The sequence below is a fragment of the Helicobacter pylori genome, assembly GCF_900120335.1.
Classification (GTDB): Bacteria; Campylobacterota; Campylobacteria; order Campylobacterales; family Helicobacteraceae; genus Helicobacter; species Helicobacter pylori_BU.
On record NZ_LT635477.1, the window covers coordinates 838,468 to 854,952 of the forward strand.

At 39.1% G+C, this 16,485-nt stretch carries 14 protein-coding genes and 1 other RNA gene; 11 read left to right on the plus strand and 4 right to left on the minus strand.

Annotated features, from left to right (window positions below; translation table 11 throughout):
- The first annotated feature begins 41 nt into the window (after positions 1-41).
- The 4 genes from acnB (at position 42) to CS889_RS04105 (ending at position 5,963) form a co-directional block, all read left to right on the plus strand.
- Positions 42-2,600 carry a bifunctional aconitate hydratase 2/2-methylisocitrate dehydratase gene (acnB, locus tag CS889_RS04090; RefSeq protein ID WP_172825111.1) on the plus strand — a complete coding sequence of 853 codons (2,559 nt, stop codon included), beginning with the start codon at positions 42-44 and terminating at the stop codon, positions 2,598-2,600.
- 41 nt (positions 2,601-2,641) lie between these two features.
- The gene (locus CS889_RS04095; protein WP_172825112.1) at positions 2,642-2,947 is read left to right on the plus strand and encodes a hypothetical protein; all 306 of its coding nucleotides are present in this window, start codon (positions 2,642-2,644) and stop codon (positions 2,945-2,947) included.
- A gap of 266 nt (positions 2,948-3,213) precedes the next feature.
- Entirely contained in the window at positions 3,214-4,509 is a 1,296-nt protein-coding gene (locus tag CS889_RS04100) for a hypothetical protein (protein ID WP_089086921.1), read from the plus strand.
- Between the two features lie 86 nt (positions 4,510-4,595).
- Positions 4,596-5,963, plus strand: coding sequence for an outer membrane family protein (locus tag CS889_RS04105; RefSeq protein WP_089086922.1), 1,368 nt, complete (start codon positions 4,596-4,598; stop codon positions 5,961-5,963).
- Positions 5,964-5,969: 6 nt separating this feature from the next.
- Here CS889_RS04105 and CS889_RS04110 read toward each other — a convergent pair whose 3' ends face one another.
- The 3 genes from CS889_RS04110 to lolA all read right to left on the minus strand — a co-directional run bounded on the left by CS889_RS04110 (position 5,970) and on the right by lolA (position 7,545).
- Complete coding sequence (locus CS889_RS04110; protein ID WP_089086923.1) at positions 5,970-6,497, minus strand: hypothetical protein; 528 nt, start codon at positions 6,495-6,497, stop codon at positions 5,970-5,972.
- 42 nt (positions 6,498-6,539) lie between these two features.
- Positions 6,540-6,925: a transfer-messenger RNA gene (gene ssrA / locus CS889_RS04115) on the minus strand.
- A 65-nt stretch (positions 6,926-6,990) separates the two neighbouring features.
- The gene (gene lolA, locus CS889_RS04120) at positions 6,991-7,545 is read right to left on the minus strand and encodes a LolA-like outer membrane lipoprotein chaperone (RefSeq protein WP_089086924.1); all 555 of its coding nucleotides are present in this window, start codon (positions 7,543-7,545) and stop codon (positions 6,991-6,993) included.
- Between the two features lie 146 nt (positions 7,546-7,691).
- Here lolA and secA point away from each other — a divergent pair, with 146 nt between their 5' ends.
- The 7 genes from secA to CS889_RS04155 all read left to right on the plus strand — a co-directional run bounded on the left by secA (position 7,692) and on the right by CS889_RS04155 (position 15,988).
- Entirely contained in the window at positions 7,692-10,289 is a 2,598-nt protein-coding gene (secA, locus tag CS889_RS04125) for a preprotein translocase subunit SecA (protein ID WP_089086925.1), read from the plus strand.
- Complete coding sequence (locus tag CS889_RS04130; protein WP_001133751.1) at positions 10,279-11,511, plus strand: ABC transporter permease; 1,233 nt, start codon at positions 10,279-10,281, stop codon at positions 11,509-11,511. Before secA ends, CS889_RS04130 begins: the two co-directional genes overlap by 11 nt.
- Before the next feature lie 278 nt (positions 11,512-11,789).
- Positions 11,790-13,289 (plus strand): outer membrane beta-barrel protein HofF, encoded by a 1,500-nt coding sequence (hofF, locus tag CS889_RS04135; protein WP_089086926.1) that lies wholly within the window; start codon positions 11,790-11,792, stop codon positions 13,287-13,289.
- 448 nt (positions 13,290-13,737) lie between these two features.
- Positions 13,738-13,956 (plus strand): type II toxin-antitoxin system HicB family antitoxin, encoded by a 219-nt coding sequence (locus CS889_RS04140; protein WP_000906664.1) that lies wholly within the window; start codon positions 13,738-13,740, stop codon positions 13,954-13,956.
- Positions 13,949-14,143, plus strand: coding sequence for a type II toxin-antitoxin system HicA family toxin (locus CS889_RS04145; RefSeq protein WP_001114660.1), 195 nt, complete (start codon positions 13,949-13,951; stop codon positions 14,141-14,143). Before CS889_RS04140 ends, CS889_RS04145 begins: the two co-directional genes overlap by 8 nt.
- Positions 14,140-14,772 (plus strand): IS607 family transposase, encoded by a 633-nt coding sequence (locus CS889_RS04150; protein WP_089086659.1) that lies wholly within the window; start codon positions 14,140-14,142, stop codon positions 14,770-14,772. Before CS889_RS04145 ends, CS889_RS04150 begins: the two co-directional genes overlap by 4 nt.
- Entirely contained in the window at positions 14,759-15,988 is a 1,230-nt protein-coding gene (locus CS889_RS04155) for an RNA-guided endonuclease InsQ/TnpB family protein (RefSeq protein WP_024117745.1), read from the plus strand. The genes CS889_RS04150 and CS889_RS04155 overlap by 14 nt, the downstream gene beginning before the upstream one ends.
- 32 nt (positions 15,989-16,020) lie before the next feature.
- On the opposite strand, the gene CS889_RS08240 is transcribed toward CS889_RS04155, so the two are convergent.
- Complete coding sequence (locus tag CS889_RS08240; protein ID WP_157694394.1) at positions 16,021-16,473, minus strand: hypothetical protein; 453 nt, start codon at positions 16,471-16,473, stop codon at positions 16,021-16,023.
- Between the last annotated feature and the right edge of the window lie 12 nt (positions 16,474-16,485).

Sequence of the window (16,485 nt, forward strand, 5' to 3'; positions counted from 1 at the left end):
TTAGGGCATTAGCAAATAATGCTATTTAAAGAGGAGAAATGATGAAAGATTTTTTAGAAGATTACAAAAAAAGCGTTTTAGAAAGAAAAAGTGAGGGTATCCCACCACTCCCCTTAAGCGCTAAACAAGTGGAAGCCGTCGTTGAGATTTTGATGAAAGATCCCACAAACGCTGCTTTCGCTAAAGAATTACTCATTCATAGGGTAAGCCCTGGGGTTGATGAAGGGGCGAAAGTCAAAGCGGAATTTTTAGCCCAATTGTCTCAAAAAAAACTAGAATGCGCGCACATTAGTGCTTTGGAAGCGACCACTCTTTTAGGCACGATGCTTGGGGGGTATAATGTAGAGCCTTTGATTGTGGGCTTAGAAAGTCAAGACAAAAACATCGCTAAAGAGAGCGCGAAAGCTTTAAAAACCACCCTTTTAGTCTATGGATCGTTTGATAAAATCGCCGCAATGAGCAAAACTAACGCTCTGGCTAAAGAAGTGCTAGAGTCTTGGGCGAACGCCGAATGGTTTTTGAATAAAGAGCCTTTGAATGAATGCATTGAAGCGTGCGTGTTTAAGATTGATGGCGAAACCAATACCGATGATTTAAGCCCAGCGAGCGATGCTTTCACACGAAGCGATATTCCTTTACACGCCAAAGCCATGCTAAAAAACCGGATTGAAAATTACGAACAACGCATTGAAGCCATTAAAACTAAAGGCGTTCCTGTAGCGTATGTGGGCGATGTGGTTGGCACAGGAAGCTCTAGAAAAAGCGCGACTAACTCCATCATGTGGCATTTTGGTAAGGACATTCCTTTTGTGCCTAATAAAAGGAGTGGGGGCATTGTGATTGGGGGGGTGATCGCTCCGATTTTCTTTGCGACTTGTGAAGATAGCGGGGCGTTACCTATTGTGGCTGATGTTAAAGATTTAAAAGAGGGCGATTTGATTAAAATCTATCCTTATAAAGGCGAAATCACGCTAAACGATAAGGTGGTTAGCGCTTTTAAACTAGAGCCTGAAACTTTGTTAGATGAAGTCAGGGCTTCTGGGCGTATCCCTTTAATCATCGGTAGAGGCTTGACTAATAAAGCGCGTAAATTTTTAGGGCTAGGCGAATCGGAAGCGTTTAAAAAACCAGCCACTCCTAAAAGCGACTCTAAAGGCTACACTTTAGCCCAAAAAATTGTAGGCCATGCTTGTGGGGTAAGAGGGATCTTACCTGGGACTTATTGTGAGCCAAAGGTTACCACCGTGGGCAGTCAAGACACCACAGGGGCGATGACCAGAGATGAGGTTAAAGAATTAGCGAGTTTGAAATTTGATGCGCCTTTTGTGTTACAGAGTTTTTGCCATACCGCCGCTTACCCAAAGCCTAGCGATGTGAGCTTGCATGCAACCTTGCCTAGCTTCATCACTCAAAGAGGCGGTGTGGCGTTGCATCCGGGCGATGGCGTGATCCATACATGGCTGAACCGCATGGGATTGCCTGACACTTTAGGCACAGGGGGGGATAGCCACACCCGTTTCCCTTTAGGCATTAGTTTCCCGGCAGGGAGCGGGTTAGTCGCTTTTGCAGCGGTTACAGGCACGATGCCATTGAACATGCCAGAATCCGTGTTAGTGCGTTTTAAAGGGGAAATGAATCCTGGGATCACCTTAAGGGACTTGGTGAATGCGATCCCTTATTATGCGATTAAAAAAGGGTTACTCACGGTGGAGAAAAAAGGTAAAATCAATGTCTTTAACGGGCGTATTTTAGAGATTGAAGGCCTGCCTGATATTAAAATGGAGCAGGCTTTTGAACTAAGCGATGCGAGCGCAGAAAGGAGCGCGGCAGCTTGCGTGGTGCGTTTGAATAAAGAGCCGATGATTGAATACTTGAAATCCAATATCAAGCTCATTGATGAGATGATTGCGAGCGGTTATGAAGACAAAGAAACTTTGAAAAAACGCAGAGATGCGATGCAAGCTTGGGTGGATAAGCCGGTATTGTTAGAGCCAGATAGTAACGCCCAATACGCCGCTGTCATTGAAATTGATGTGGCAGAAATCACTGAGCCTATTTTAGCTTGCCCTAATGACCCTGATGATGTCGCTACTTTGAGCGAAGTTTTAGCGGATACGACCGGCAAAAGACCGCACGCTATTGATGAAGTGTTTATTGGATCTTGCATGACGAATATCGGGCATTTTAGAGCCTTTGGCGAAATCGTTAAAAACGCTCCTCCTAGTCAAGCGCGCCTTTGGGTAGTGCCACCCAGTAAAATGGACGAACAAGAGCTTATTAATGAGGGCTATTATGCGATTTTTGGGGCTGCTGGGGCAAGGACTGAAGTCCCAGGCTGTAGCTTGTGTATGGGCAATCAAGCGAGGGTTAGGGATAATGCGGTCGTTTTTTCTACTTCCACACGGAATTTTGATAATCGTATGGGCAGAGGGGCTAAAGTGTATTTAGGCAGCGCGGAGCTTGGGGCGACGTGCGCTTTACTAGGGCGAATCCCCACTAAAGAAGAATACATGAATTTAGTGAGTGAAAAGCTAGAGAGCCAAAAAGACAAGATCTATCGCTACATGAACTTTAACTTAATGGAGAATTTCAGGCTCTAGTTTTGTTTTCATTAAAAGGGAATGATCCCTTTTATTTGGCTATGGCTGAATGTTGGGAGAGGATAAAAAGGAGAGCGGTGATGAAAAAAGTCGTTGTGAGTTTATGCGTGGCGTTAGGTTTTTTAAGCGCGGATCCAGTGCAAGCCAATAAAGCGATCAGTAATGCGGATTTGATTAAAGAAATAAGGGATTTAAAAAAAATAATCAGTGCGCAAAACACTGAGATCAACAATTTAAGAAAAGTGCAAGAAGTGTTGTCTGGGCAATTAGTGGACATGCGTAAGGATATATTAAGCACTAGAGATTATTGCATTAGCTTAAGGCCTTATATCTATAATTGGCGCTAGAGGACAATCAAAACATGAAAGCATGTGCCATTTGTTCCTTTGATGCAATCCTTTAATGGTTGAAGAAATTAAAGTTGGTGGGGGTTTGGTTTTCGCTTTGTGTCCTTGTAGTGGGGATTTTACAGGGTTTGAGCGTCCAAGCGTGTTTACTCTCGCATGCTTTAGAAAATCCTCTCAAGTTTTGTAGGGGTAAAATTAATCCCCTTGTTAGGGCTAAATGTTCTATAATAAGGTTTTAGGAAATTCAAGTTTAAAGATATTAAAAAATGCCATACGCCTTAAGAAAAAGATTTTTCAAACGCCTTGCGCTGATTGTTTCCACTTTTTGCGCGATAAGTTTGAGCGCTAAAAGCTATCTGTTTTCCCCACTGCCTCCAGCGCACCAGCAAATCATTAAAACAGAGCCTTGCTCTTTGGAATGTTTGAAAGACTTGATGCTGCAAAATCAAATCTTTTCTTTTGTGTCTCAATACGATGATAACAACCAAGATGAGAGCCTTAAAACTTATTACAAGGACATTTTAAACAAACTCAACCCCGTATCCATCGCTTCTCAAACCCCAGCTAAAGAAAGCTATGAGCCTAAGATTGAATTAGCGATTTTACTGCCTAAAAAAGTGGTGGGGCGTTATGCCATTTCGGTGATGAACACCCTTTTAGCGTATTTGAACACCAGAAACAACGATTTCAATATCCAAGTCTTTGACAGCGATGAAGAGAGTCCTGAAAAATTAGAGCAAACCTATAAAGAAATTGAAAAAGAAAAATTCCCTTTTGTGATAGCCTTATTGACTAAAGAGGGCGTGGAAAATTTGCTCCAAAACACGACTATCAATACCCCTACTTATGTGCCTACCGTGAATAGAGCGCAATTGGAAAATCAAACTGAACGTTCTTTAAGCGAGCGCTTGTATTTTGGGGGGATTGACTATAAAGAGCAATTAGGCATGCTCACGGCTTTCATTAACCCTAATTCGCCCGTGATTGAATACGATGATGATGGCCTGATAGGCGAACGCTTGAGGCAAATCACGGAGTCTTTAAGCATTGAAGTCAAACACCAAGAAAATATTTCTTACAAACAAGCCACCAGTTTTTCTAAAAATTTTAGAAAAAACGATGCGTTTTTTAAAAATTCTATTTTGATTTTAAACACCCCTACCACTAAAAGCGGTCTGATTCTTTCTCAAATAGGGCTTTTAGAATATAAGCCCTTTAAAATCCTTTCCACACAAATCAATTTCAACCCCTCTTTACTCTTACTCACCCAGCCTAAAGACAGGAAAAATTTATTCATTGTCAATGCCTTGCAAAACAGCGATGAAACGCTGATAGAATACGCTTCCTTATTAGAGAGCGATTTAAGGCATGATTGGGTGAATTATTCTAGCGCGATAGGGCTAGAGATGTTTTTAAACACGCTAGATCCGCATTTTAAAAAATCTTTTCAAGAGAGTTTGGAAGACAATCAAGTCCGTTACCACAATCAAATCTATCAGGCTTTAGGGTATTCTTTTGAGCCGATAAAAATGAAAGCGAAACAAAAAAAGAATAATATTTAGATAATTATTTGAATACTTTTATTTTTAATGGGTTTTTTAATAAAATTGGAATATGATACGAGCGAAAATTAAACAAAGGTTATTCTGTGTTAAAATTTCAAAAATTGCCTCTATTGTTTGTTTCCATTCTTTACAATCAAAGCCCTTTGTTGGCTTTTGATTATAAGTTTAGTGGGGTAGCGGAATCTGTTTCTAAAGTGGGGTTTAACCATTCCAAACTCAATTCCAAAGAAGGGATTTTCCCTACAGCCACCTTTGTAACCGCCACGATCAAGCTTCAAGTGGATTCCAATCTGCTCCCTAAAAACATTGAAAAACACAGCTTAAAAATAGGCGTTGGGGGGATTTTAGGAGCGCTCGCTTACGATTCCACCAAAACGCTCATAGACCAAGCCACGCATCAAATCTATGGCTCAGAACTTTTTTACATGATAGGGCGTTGGTGGGGGTTTTTAGGCAACGCTCCTTGGAAAGACTCCATCATAGAATCTGACGCTCACACCCGTAATTATGTGCTGTATAATTCCTATTTGTTTTATTCTTATGGCGATAAATTCCACCTAAAGCTAGGGCGCTACCTCTCTAACATGGATTTTATGAGTTCCTACACACAGGGTTTTGAACTGGATTATAAAATCAATTCTAAAATAGCGTTAAAATGGTTTAGTTCTTTTGGGAGGGCTTTAGCTTTTGGGCAATGGATACGGGATTGGTATGCCCCTATTGTAACTGAAGATGGCAGAAAAGAAGTTGATGATGGCATCCATGCCGCGCAACTCTATTTTTCTAGCAAGCGTGTTCAAGTCATGCCTTTTGCTTATTTTTTACCTAAGACTTACGGAGCGCCCGGGATTAAAATCCATATTGACAGCAACCCGAAATTCAAAGGCTTAGGGCTAAGGGCTCAAACCACTATTAATGTGATTTTCCCTGTTTATGCTAAAGATTTATACGATGTGTATTGGCGTAACTCTAAAATTGGCGAATGGGGCGCATCGCTTTTTATCCACCAACGCTTTGACTACAACGAATTTAACTTTGGCTTTGGTTATTACCAAAATTTTGGCAACGCTAACGCAAGGATTGGCTGGTATGGTAACCCCGTCCCTTTTAATTACAGAAATAACAGCGTTTATGGTGGGTTTTTTAGTAACGCTATTACCGCAGACGCTGTTTCTGGGTATGTCTTTGGTGGAGGAGTGTATAGAGGGTTTTTATGGGGTATTTTAGGCAGATACACTTATGCCACTAGAGCGAGCGAAAGATCCATCAACTTGAACTTGGGCTATAAATGGGGTTCTTTTGCTAGAGTTGATGTGAATTTAGAATACTATGTGGTCAGCATGCACACTGGCTATAAGGTTAATGATCTCACTAGCCCTTTTGATAAAGCCTTTAAGGCAAACACACAAGACAGGAGCAACCTTATGGTTAGTGTGAAGTTCTTTTTTTAAACCCTATCAATTAGGTTTGGTAGAATTGAGCCATTGTTTTTGGAAATTAATGGCTTTTCTCAATTCGGCTTCTAGTTGGGCTAAAACATCTTTTAAGGGCTTAACATCAATCAAATTGTCTTGCTTGAAAGAATCCAGCTGTTTGTCAATTTGCAAAGCGGCGTCTAGCGCGTCTTGGGGGAATACCGGATCGCCTAAAGCCTTTTTAATCGTTTCGCCGATTTTAATCGTTTCAGAGCCTTGATGATCTTTTAAGTTAGGATTATTTTCTTTATCCTTAGGCTTAGGCTCTAAGATCAAGCGCAAATGTTTGATTTTTTCATGCAAATCGTTAAGATCTTTTAAGTGATCGGTATTGCGCCCCCTATCCACCGCTTTTTCTAAAAGCTTATCGCTCAGGCTCACTAACTGATCGCTTAATTTCACGCTGTTAGCTTGAGCTTCTGTCACTTCATTAATATCAATCGCTGCTAAAGCGCTCACAAAATAAAAGGGCAACGCCCACCTTCTAAAACGAGAGAAAAACTTCTGCATTTACCTTCCTTAAATACGCTATAAAAATGATACTTTTTAATATGGTGGAGCTGTGGGGAATCGAACCCCAGTCCAAAAATCTTGTCCTAAACACAAACTTCTACAATGCTTAGAAAATTGGTTAGTTTTTTAGCCTTAAAACTAGCTCTGGTCCAATTTTCTAAAACCTTGAGATAGTTTCAAGAGTTCTTGTTTCTTAGTTTAAAAGGCGAACCACCTTTTAAAAGCGTCTAGCTTAAGGTTATGGAGTGGTTAAAACGCTAGAAATTCTAATCAGTCCAGCTCCAAAAGGAGATTAACTCACGCAGCTTTAGCGTAAGCTGGAGCGTAATCTGTGTTGTTTACAGTTATTTTTGTTGCTGTTTTACAAGCAGCGCTTGGCATGCTATCTGCGCGACAAGAAATCTGTCGAAATCCAAGTCAGCCCCATAATTTTAAAAGCTTGTCTATTTTAGCCAACTTTTGCTAACAAAACGCAATGAATCATTAAAAATCACTGGCGCACAATATCAATATTTTCATCTTTAGGCTTAAAAACAAAGATTTCATTAGCAATGGTGGGGTTAATTTCTGCTTGAGAAAAAGTGATCGTAACAAGATTATTCATTTCATCTTTAAATTCCAACGAAAAAGGCTTGCCGTCTTTAAAAACCAAACGATAAGTGGTCTTGTTGATAGTCGTTTGAAAAGAGCCGTCAGTTTGCTTTTTTAACCGCTTGAGAATGGTGAAAAAATCCGTCTTGTCTTTTAAGGGCGTGATGGTCGCTTGGAATAAATTAGGCTCATAAACCACCACTTCCTTATCGTTCATGTAAATTTCTTTTTTTAAGGGTTTTTCATAAACCCATAAAGCCCAATTAGGGGCTTTAGCCTTTAAAATCCCATAATAAACTAAGGGTTTTTCATTTTTTAACACTTGCTTGAAATGCGCGCTAAAACTTTGCAAATTTTGTAAAATCTCTTCTTCTTTAGAAAGGGTTGAAGGATTTTTAGCATGAGCGACACCCATAAAAACCAAAACCATTACAATCTTTAAAAAAGCTTTCATTAATCAAACCTTAAAATAATCTCTCATCTTTAATAAAACCCTTTATTTTACAAGACTTTTATTTTATCCATGCTAAAATGGGATTAAAAACTGACGCTTTAATCAAATAAATGGGATTGAAGCACTCTTAAAAGGTTACTACTACCATGATAAAAGCAATCATTGGAAAAATCATTGGCACTAGAAACGATCGCTGGATCAAACAATACAAAAAAAAAGTCCTAGCCATCAACGCCTTAGAGCCTACTTATGAAAAAATGAGCGATGTTGAGCTGCAAAACGCTTTTGAAGAATTAAAAAATCGTGTGCGATCCGTAGAAAAAGATTTGCAAGAAAAAACCCTTTTAGAAGTTTTACCAGAAAGCTTTGCTATCACTAGAGAAGCGAGCAAAAGGATCTTAAAGATGCGCCATTTTGATGTGCAACTCATTGGGGGCATGGTCTTAAACGATGGCAAGATCGCTGAAATGAAAACTGGAGAGGGTAAGACTTTAGTCGCTACTTTAGCGGTGGCTTTGAACGCTTTAAAGGGCGAGAGCGTGTATGTGGTAACGGTCAATGATTACCTAGCCCATAGGGACTCTAAAGAAATGGAGCCGTTGTATCAATTCTTAGGTTATAGCGTAGGCACGATCACTGCGAGCGTGCGAGATGATGATGAGCGCTTAGAAATTTATTCTAAAGACATTGTTTATGGCACTAATAATGAATTTGGCTTTGATTACCTAAGGGATAACATGAAATATTCTTTAGAGCATAAGGTGCAAAAATCGCATGCGTTCGCTATTGTTGATGAGGTGGATTCCATTTTAATTGATGAAGCGAGAACCCCTTTAATCATTTCAGGGCCTGTGGATAGGCGCATGGAAAATTACAACAAGGCTGATGAAGTCGCTAAAAGCATGCAAGTGGAAACAGATTTCACCATAGATGAAAAAAACCGCGCGATTTTAATCACTGAAGAGGGGATTAAAAAAGCCGAAAACCTCTTTGGTGTGGATAATTTATACAAGATTGAAAACGCCGCCTTATCGCACCATTTAGACCAAGCCTTGAAAGCGAATTACCTCTTTTTTATTGATAAAGATTATATTGTAGCCAATAATGAAGTGGTGATTGTAGATGAATTTACCGGCCGTTTGTCTGAGGGGAGGCGTTTTAGTGAGGGCCTGCACCAGGCTTTAGAGGCTAAAGAGGGCGTGAGCATTAAAGAAGAGAGCCAAACCTTAGCCGATATTACTTTCCAAAATTATTTCAGGATGTTTTCTAAACTTTCAGGCATGACAGGCACGGCTCAAACCGAAGCCACAGAATTTTTAGAAATCTATAATTTAGAAGTGGTGTCTATCCCTACTAATCTAGCGATCAAGCGAAAAGATTTGAACGATTTGATTTATAAGAGTGAAAAAGAAAAATTTGACGCTGTGATCCTTAAGATCAAAGAATTGCACGATAAGGGTCAGCCCGTTTTAGTTGGCACGGCTAGTATTGAAAAGAGTGAAACCTTGCACGCTTTACTCAAAAAAGAACGCATCCCTCACACCGTTTTAAACGCCAAGCAGCACACCAAAGAAGCTGAAATCATCAAAGACGCCGGGCTTAAAGGAGCAGTTACGATTGCGACTAACATGGCAGGCAGAGGCGTTGATATTAAACTCACTGATGAAATTAAAGAGCTTGGAGGGCTGTATATCATTGGCACTGAAAGGCATGAGAGCCGCAGGATTGACAACCAATTAAGGGGGCGAAGCGGGCGCCAAGGCGATCCGGGAACAAGCCAATTTTATTTGAGTTTAGAAGACAATCTGTTGCGCATTTTTGGGAGCGATAGGATTAAGGGGGTGATGGAAAAATTAGGGCTTAAAGACGGCGAACACATTGAATCCAAGCTCGTTACAAGAGCGGTGGAAAACGCGCAAAAAAAAGTGGAGAACTTGCATTTTGAAAGCCGTAAGCATTTGTTAGAATACGATGATGTCGCTAATGAGCAACGAAAAAGCGTGTATAAATTTAGAGATGAATTATTAGACATCAATTACGATATTAGCGCTAAAATCGCTGAAAACAGAGAATACGCGCTCAATCAAATCTTTTCTAAACTCAAAGCCTTTGACCATCAAAACCTGTCTAAAGAGGAACTTTTAGGGCTTAAAAACATCTTAAAAGAAGATTTTAACGCTCATGTTGAATTAGAAGATTTAGAAAAAGCCTCCCCTATTGAAAAGTTTGTGGCTGAAAAACTCAAAAGCGATTATGAAAACAAAATGAAAGCTTTGGATAGCGAACAAAGAAGCCGGATCGAACGCATCGTGTATTTGCAGATTTTAGACAACGCATGGCGAGAGCACCTTTATACCATGGATAATCTCAAAACCGGTATCAATTTGAGAGGTTATAACCAAAAAGACCCCCTTGTAGAATACAAAAAAGAGAGTTATAACCTTTTCTTAGAACTCATTGAAGACATTAAAATAGAAGCGATCAAAACCTTTTCTAAGATCCAGTTTGAAAATGAGCAAGATTCTAGCGATGCCGAGCGTTATTTGGATAACTTTAGCGAAGAAAGAGAGCATGAGAGCGTAACTTACCGCCATGAAGAAGCTTTAGATGAAGATTTGAATGTGGCCGTGAAAGCTTTTTCTAAAACCCCTAAAAGAAACGAGCCTTGCCCTTGCGGGAGCGGGAAAAAATACAAAGATTGTTGCGCTAAAAGCGGGCCTAAAAAGGGCTTATTTGCCAAATAGATCCTTAATCTTTTTCCTCATCAAGCGTTATTTGCGTTTTGATAAAAGCCAGCCTTTCATTAGTATCACCGCTTTGTTAGCCTTCTTTGGCGTGGCGGTTGGCGTGATGGTTTTAATTGTGGCTATGGCGATCATGAACGGCATGAGTAAGGAATTTGAAAAAAAGCTTTTTGTGATGAACTACCCCCTAACGCTCTATACCACAAGCCCTTATGGGATCAGCGAAGAAGTGGTTCAAGCTTTAGAAAAAAAGTTCCCCAATTTGCTTTTTAGCCCCTATTTGCAAACCCAAAGCCTGATTAAAAGCGCGCATTCCATGAATGGCGGCGTGGTGTTTGGGGTTGATTTTTCTAAAGAAAGGCGCATCAATGAGGTTTTAAACGACGCCTTAAAAAACACCAATACAAACGATCTTTTTAAAAACCCTTTTAATTTGATCGTGGGGAAAAGCTTGAGATACAGCTTGAATTTAGATCTCAATCAAAAAGCCGATTTGTTTTTCACCGAATTAGAGCCAACAGGCCTAACCCTCTCCCCTATCATGAAACGCTTTACTATCAAAGGCGATTTTGATTCAGGGCTAAAATCCTATGACATGAGCTACATGTATGCTAGCCTTCAAGCTATAAGCGCGATCAGGAGGTTACCCTTAGGGCTTTATGATGGGGTGCATGTCTATTCTAAAACGCCCATGAAGGATATTGAAAATTTACGCAACGCTTTAAAAACAATCAACCACCATGGCATAGGCATTGAAGGGTGGTGGCAACAAAACGGGAATTTTTTCTCGGCGATGGAATTGGAAAAAAGAGCGTTATTCATTGTGCTAATGCTCATTATTTTAATGGCGTCTTTGAATATCATCAGCTCGCTTTTAATGGTGGTGATGAACAGGCGTAAAGAAATCGCCCTACTCTTTAGCATGGGGAGCAGCCAAAAAGAAATCCAAAAAACCTTTTTTTATTTGGGTAATATCATTGGTTTGGGCGGTGTGATTCTTGGGGTAGTTTTAGCGTTTATAAGCATGTATCTTTTAAGCGTGTTCCCTATCATCTCGCTCCCAGCGGATGTTTATGGCATCAACACTTTGCCTTTAGATTTGTCTTTAATGGATTTTACGCTCACTCTCATAGGCTCTGTGATTATCGTAGCCCTTTCTTCTTATTACCCGTCTAAAAAAGCTTCTACTATTGACGCTTTAAGCGTGTTAAGGAATGAATAAATTAAAAAATTAAATAATATTGAGATGAAATAAGGCTTTGATTGTCCATATTTGACTAACAAAGAAAAATTTTATTCTCAAAATTAAAAAAAACAATAATATTATGCTAGTATTAACGCACGACTTAGTTAAGAATTAACTTTGTAAGTCGGACTTCGTAGAAAAAAGGACGAAAGATGAACAGACTGATTAGATGTTTAAGATCTGCAAGAAAAAATTTTCTTTGAACGGTGTTGGCTTACTCTATTAGAATTTTTGGTTTATACTAAAGGTTAAACATGAACTACAAAGTTGCATCTGCTAAAAATATCGCAACGCTTCTTTTTTTACTCTCTTCTCAAAGTGAAGCTTTTGATTTGGGTAAAATCGCTAAAATCAAAGCGGGTGCTGAAAGTTTCTCTAAAGTCGGTTTCAATAACAAACCTATCAACACTAATAAAGGGATTTACCCTACAGAAACCTTTATGACGATTATGGCTTACATGCAGGTGGATTTTACGGAGCTCTTGCCCAAAAGCGCTACGGCTAACGGGCACCATTTAGACGGGAGTCTTGGGGGTTGGGGGGGTGCTGTGATTTATGATAGCACTAAGGATTTTATTAACGAAGTTACAGGAAAACCCTATGGGGCTATGACATGGAACTACGTGGGCTATTGGGGCGGTCTTGTAGGGCAAAAACCATGGGCGACTTGCGGGTTAGCCACAGGGAATTTGACCCAAGGCCAATACGATAAGATGACTCAAGCTGAAATGACGCAGTTGTCCAATCAAGAAGCTTTAGCGGCTTCCACTTGCGCAAAAACTTATGCCGATCACACGAGAAACTATGTGATTTATAACGCTTACTTGCGCTACAACTACAAGGATATTTTTCAAATTAGGGGCGGAAGATACGAATCCCCGGCGGACTATATGAGTGGTTACAACCAAGGCTTGGACATGACCTTAAATTTAGGGAATTTCAAATTCTGGTGGTTTAGCTCGTTTGGTCGTGGCTTTGCCTATAACGAGTGGCTTTATAATTTCTATTCGCCTAAAACCTACACCCTTAAAAACGGGCAAACCATAAACCCAGGGGTGCATGCCTTTTATATCATTTGGAATTACAAGGGTTTCAGCATTCAGCCTTTTGTCTATTTTTCACCCTTTAACGAATACGACCCCAACTTCACGATCACCTATGATAGTAACCCCACTTTCACCGGATTAGGGTTCCGTTCTCAAACAGATGTTACCGTGCTTAATCCTTTTTACGCTAAAAGATTTTGGGACACCTACCAGTTTGGCATGCCAGCCGGTAAAAACGCGCACAGCTTGATGATCAAACAAAAATTTGAATGGAATGAATACAATTTTGGTTTTGGGATTTACAAATCCTTTGGGAACGCTAACTGGATGATAGGCTACCATGGTAACCGCTTGGGCTTTGACTTTTGGACGAACACCGTTTATGCCAACACCCTTAACTCTTTGTCTTACATGATGGACGCGAACGCTTTTACCGTGTTTGCCTTTGGCGGTGGCGTGCATAGGAAACTCCTTTGGGGTTTATTAGGGCGTTTGACTTATGGGCCTAGAGCTAACGAACAAGTCCTATCGCTCAACTTGGGCTATAAATTCACTAAAAATTTCTCAGCCGACATTAAATTTGAATATTATAATGTGTTGATGCATCAAGGCTATAAAATGGGGTGGAACGGGCCAAAATTAGACAGCCAGCCCGCCACCGATCAAGATAGGAGCCACATTTTTACCGAGATAGTGTGGAAGCTTTAAACCCTCTTCAATAACAACCCTTTAAGGGTTTGTTAAAATGCCCGGCGATAAAACAGCCATTAAAAACCGCTTTAGCGTCTATTTTAGGGCTTGTTTTTAAAAAGCGTTAGAATTTTTAAACTTTCTTATTTTATTGTGCTATGGGTGTTTTTGGCTCTGTGATACTAAAACTTTTTAAAAATGGGCTTTTTTGCTTTACGATACTATAATCTTACATAAAAGTAAAGTAAAAACAATGAAATAAATCAAATAAGCCAATGCTAAATAATGTGTTATAATGGCAATCCTAGTTGCTTTTTTATTTTATAACCCGATTGTGTCCATGTTAAAGCTTCGCCTAGCTCACTTAAACCTAAATTGACAAAATAATATTATTAAACTTTCAATTTAATTTTGTTTAAAATATATTATGTGTATAATCATAAGAAATTCACTCAAAGGTAGTGCCATGCTTATAAACGCTGTCATAGAAAAAGATGAGAATGGGTATTTTGCTTTTGTCCCCTTTCTAAAAGGCTGTGTATCACAAGGGAAAAGTTATGAAGAAGCCCTAAGAAACATTAAAGAAGCCATAGAGCTTTATTTGGGAGATTTAGAAGCCGATGAGTTAGCTTTTCTTTCTAAGAAAAATTCTGTAATAGCACCCATTGAGATAGCTTTTGCCTGAATTGCCACGACTCACAGCTAAAGAAGCAGAGAAGCTATTATTGCAGAATGGATTTGTTTTCTCTAGGCAAAAAGGCAGCCATAGAATTTATGTGAAAGATAAAATCAGGCAGGTTTTGCCTTTTCATTCTGGCGAAATCTTGCACCCTAAAATAGTGAAAGAAATCATGGAAAATATCCTTAAATGAAATCTAAAGAAGTCTTAAAGATCTTAAAAATATCCCGTGTTACTCTTTGGAAGTATGTTAAAAGTGGGAAGATACGAGTTAAACAAGAACCCAATGGTTACTATATATACAACGATTCTGATGTCTATTCTTTAGCAGGAATTGAAGATGGTAGGCTGAATGTAGTTTATGCTAGGGTAAGCACTCAAAAGCAGAAACAAGACTTGCAAAATCAAATAGAAAACTGTATCTCTTTTATAAATGCTAAAGGAATATCTGTAGATAGTATCTATTCTGATATTAAAAGCGGCATGTCTTTGGACAGAAAGGGTTTTATGGATCTTCTTAATGCGGTAATGGCGTTTAAAATTAAGGCGGTTTATATTTCCTATAAAGACCGATTAGCTAGATTGAGCTATGAGTTAGTAGAAAAGCTATTTAGCGATTATGGCACTAAAATCGTTATTATCAATCAGTGTGAATCAATCAGTTTAGAGCAAGAACTGTTTGAGGACATCATGCAAACAATCCATTCTTTTTCTATGAAGATGTATTCTAAGCGCCGCATTGCTAAAAAGTTGCTTTTAGAGAGTAAGGTTAATCCAGCCTTGCTAAAATCTCTTAATGGGGAAACAGATGACCTTGACTGAACGCCATATTATTAGACCCACGCACCCCATTTTTAAACGCATTAAGGACTTTTGCCATCTGTCTAAAAACCTTTACAACTACGCTAATTTTATTTTAAGAGAGCATTACTTTGCAGGTTTTAAGTTGCCTACAGCCTACGATTTAATCAATCGCTTTGTCAAAGAAAGCCAAAGAGATTACAAAGCTTTGCCTGCCCAAAGCGCGCAACAGGTATTAATGCTTTTATCTCAAAATTGGAAAAGCTATTTAAAAGCCCTTAAAGCTTACAAACTCAAGCCTTCTAGCTTTCTAGCGCGTCCAAAAATCCCTAAATTCAAACCAAAAGATGGCGTATCTATAGGGGTTTTAACAAACCAGCAAACTAGCTTTACGAAAGGACGCATGACAAAAATTAAATTCCCAAAAAAAGCTAATTTAAAAAGACTTATCACTAAAATAAACCCTCAAACTTCTAGGCTAAAGCAAGTGCGCTTAATCCCTAAAACCACTTGTTTTATCGTGGAAGTTGTCTATGAGCAAACCACGCACAAACTCCCACAAACTCATGGCATTGGCATTATGGGTATTGATCTAGGCTTGAACAACTTCGTAACTGCAATAGATAATCAAAGTAGTCCTTTTATTATCAAAGGCGGAGGGGTGAAGTCTGTCAATCAGTGGTTTAACAAACTCAAAGCCCATTATCAAGCCAAAGCCAAGACTTCAAATAAGCGCTTTTGGACAAAACGCTTAGGCAAATTAGCTCTATGGAGGGAGTGTAAAGTCAATGATTTTATGCACAAGGCGAGCGCCTATGTGGTGGGGCATTGCTTAAAAAAGGGCATTTCTACAATTGTCATCGGTAAAAATGATGGCTGGAAACAAGAGCTAAAGCTAGGTAAGAGAACCAATCAGAACTTTACTAATATCCCTTATGAATCCTTTATTGAAAAACTAGCCTACAAGTGTGCTTTGGTTGGGATAACTTTGCATACAACAGAAGAGAGATTTACGAGCAAGTGCGACCACTTGGCTAACGAACCCATGCAGCACCACGAGCAATATTTAGGTAAAAGAGTTAAACGAGGGCTATTTAAATCTAGCATAGGCAAATCCCTAAACGCCGATATTAACGGTGCAATTGGCATTTTAAGAAAAGTATTCCCTGATGCAGTGAAAACTCTAAGGGATAGCGGAGTAGTGTTTACTCCAGTAAAAATCTCGTTGGCGTTTTAAACACGATGGGAAAATTTACAAAAAATAACTTTTTAAATACTTTTAATAAGATTAAAGAGTTTTTTAGACATTCTCCAATTAATACAGGACGCATGTTGGACTTTTGGTATGCGGACGCTGTTAAACTGATACTTGATTATTCTATCCATTAATAAACATTCGTCTTTAGAGATAGATTTAACTTCAAGAAATAAAGGAATGAATAACAAATATTTATCCGCCACTAAACAATAATCGCCTTTAACTACAAAATCACTACATTTGAGTTTAATAATCTCATTGGTTCTCATGGGTGTTAAATTCATTAGCTTAACAAATAAACGCTCATAAGCATTGTATTGTCTTTTTTCATCGCCATTGGATAAAGCGTTAATGAATTTGTTGATATAATTCATGCTGTCTTTATTCTCTAGTATATCCTTGATTACCCTTTTATAGTCATAATACATTTGGCTGACTTTTCTTAACTTAATCTCGCCACGCATAATCCTATTAGT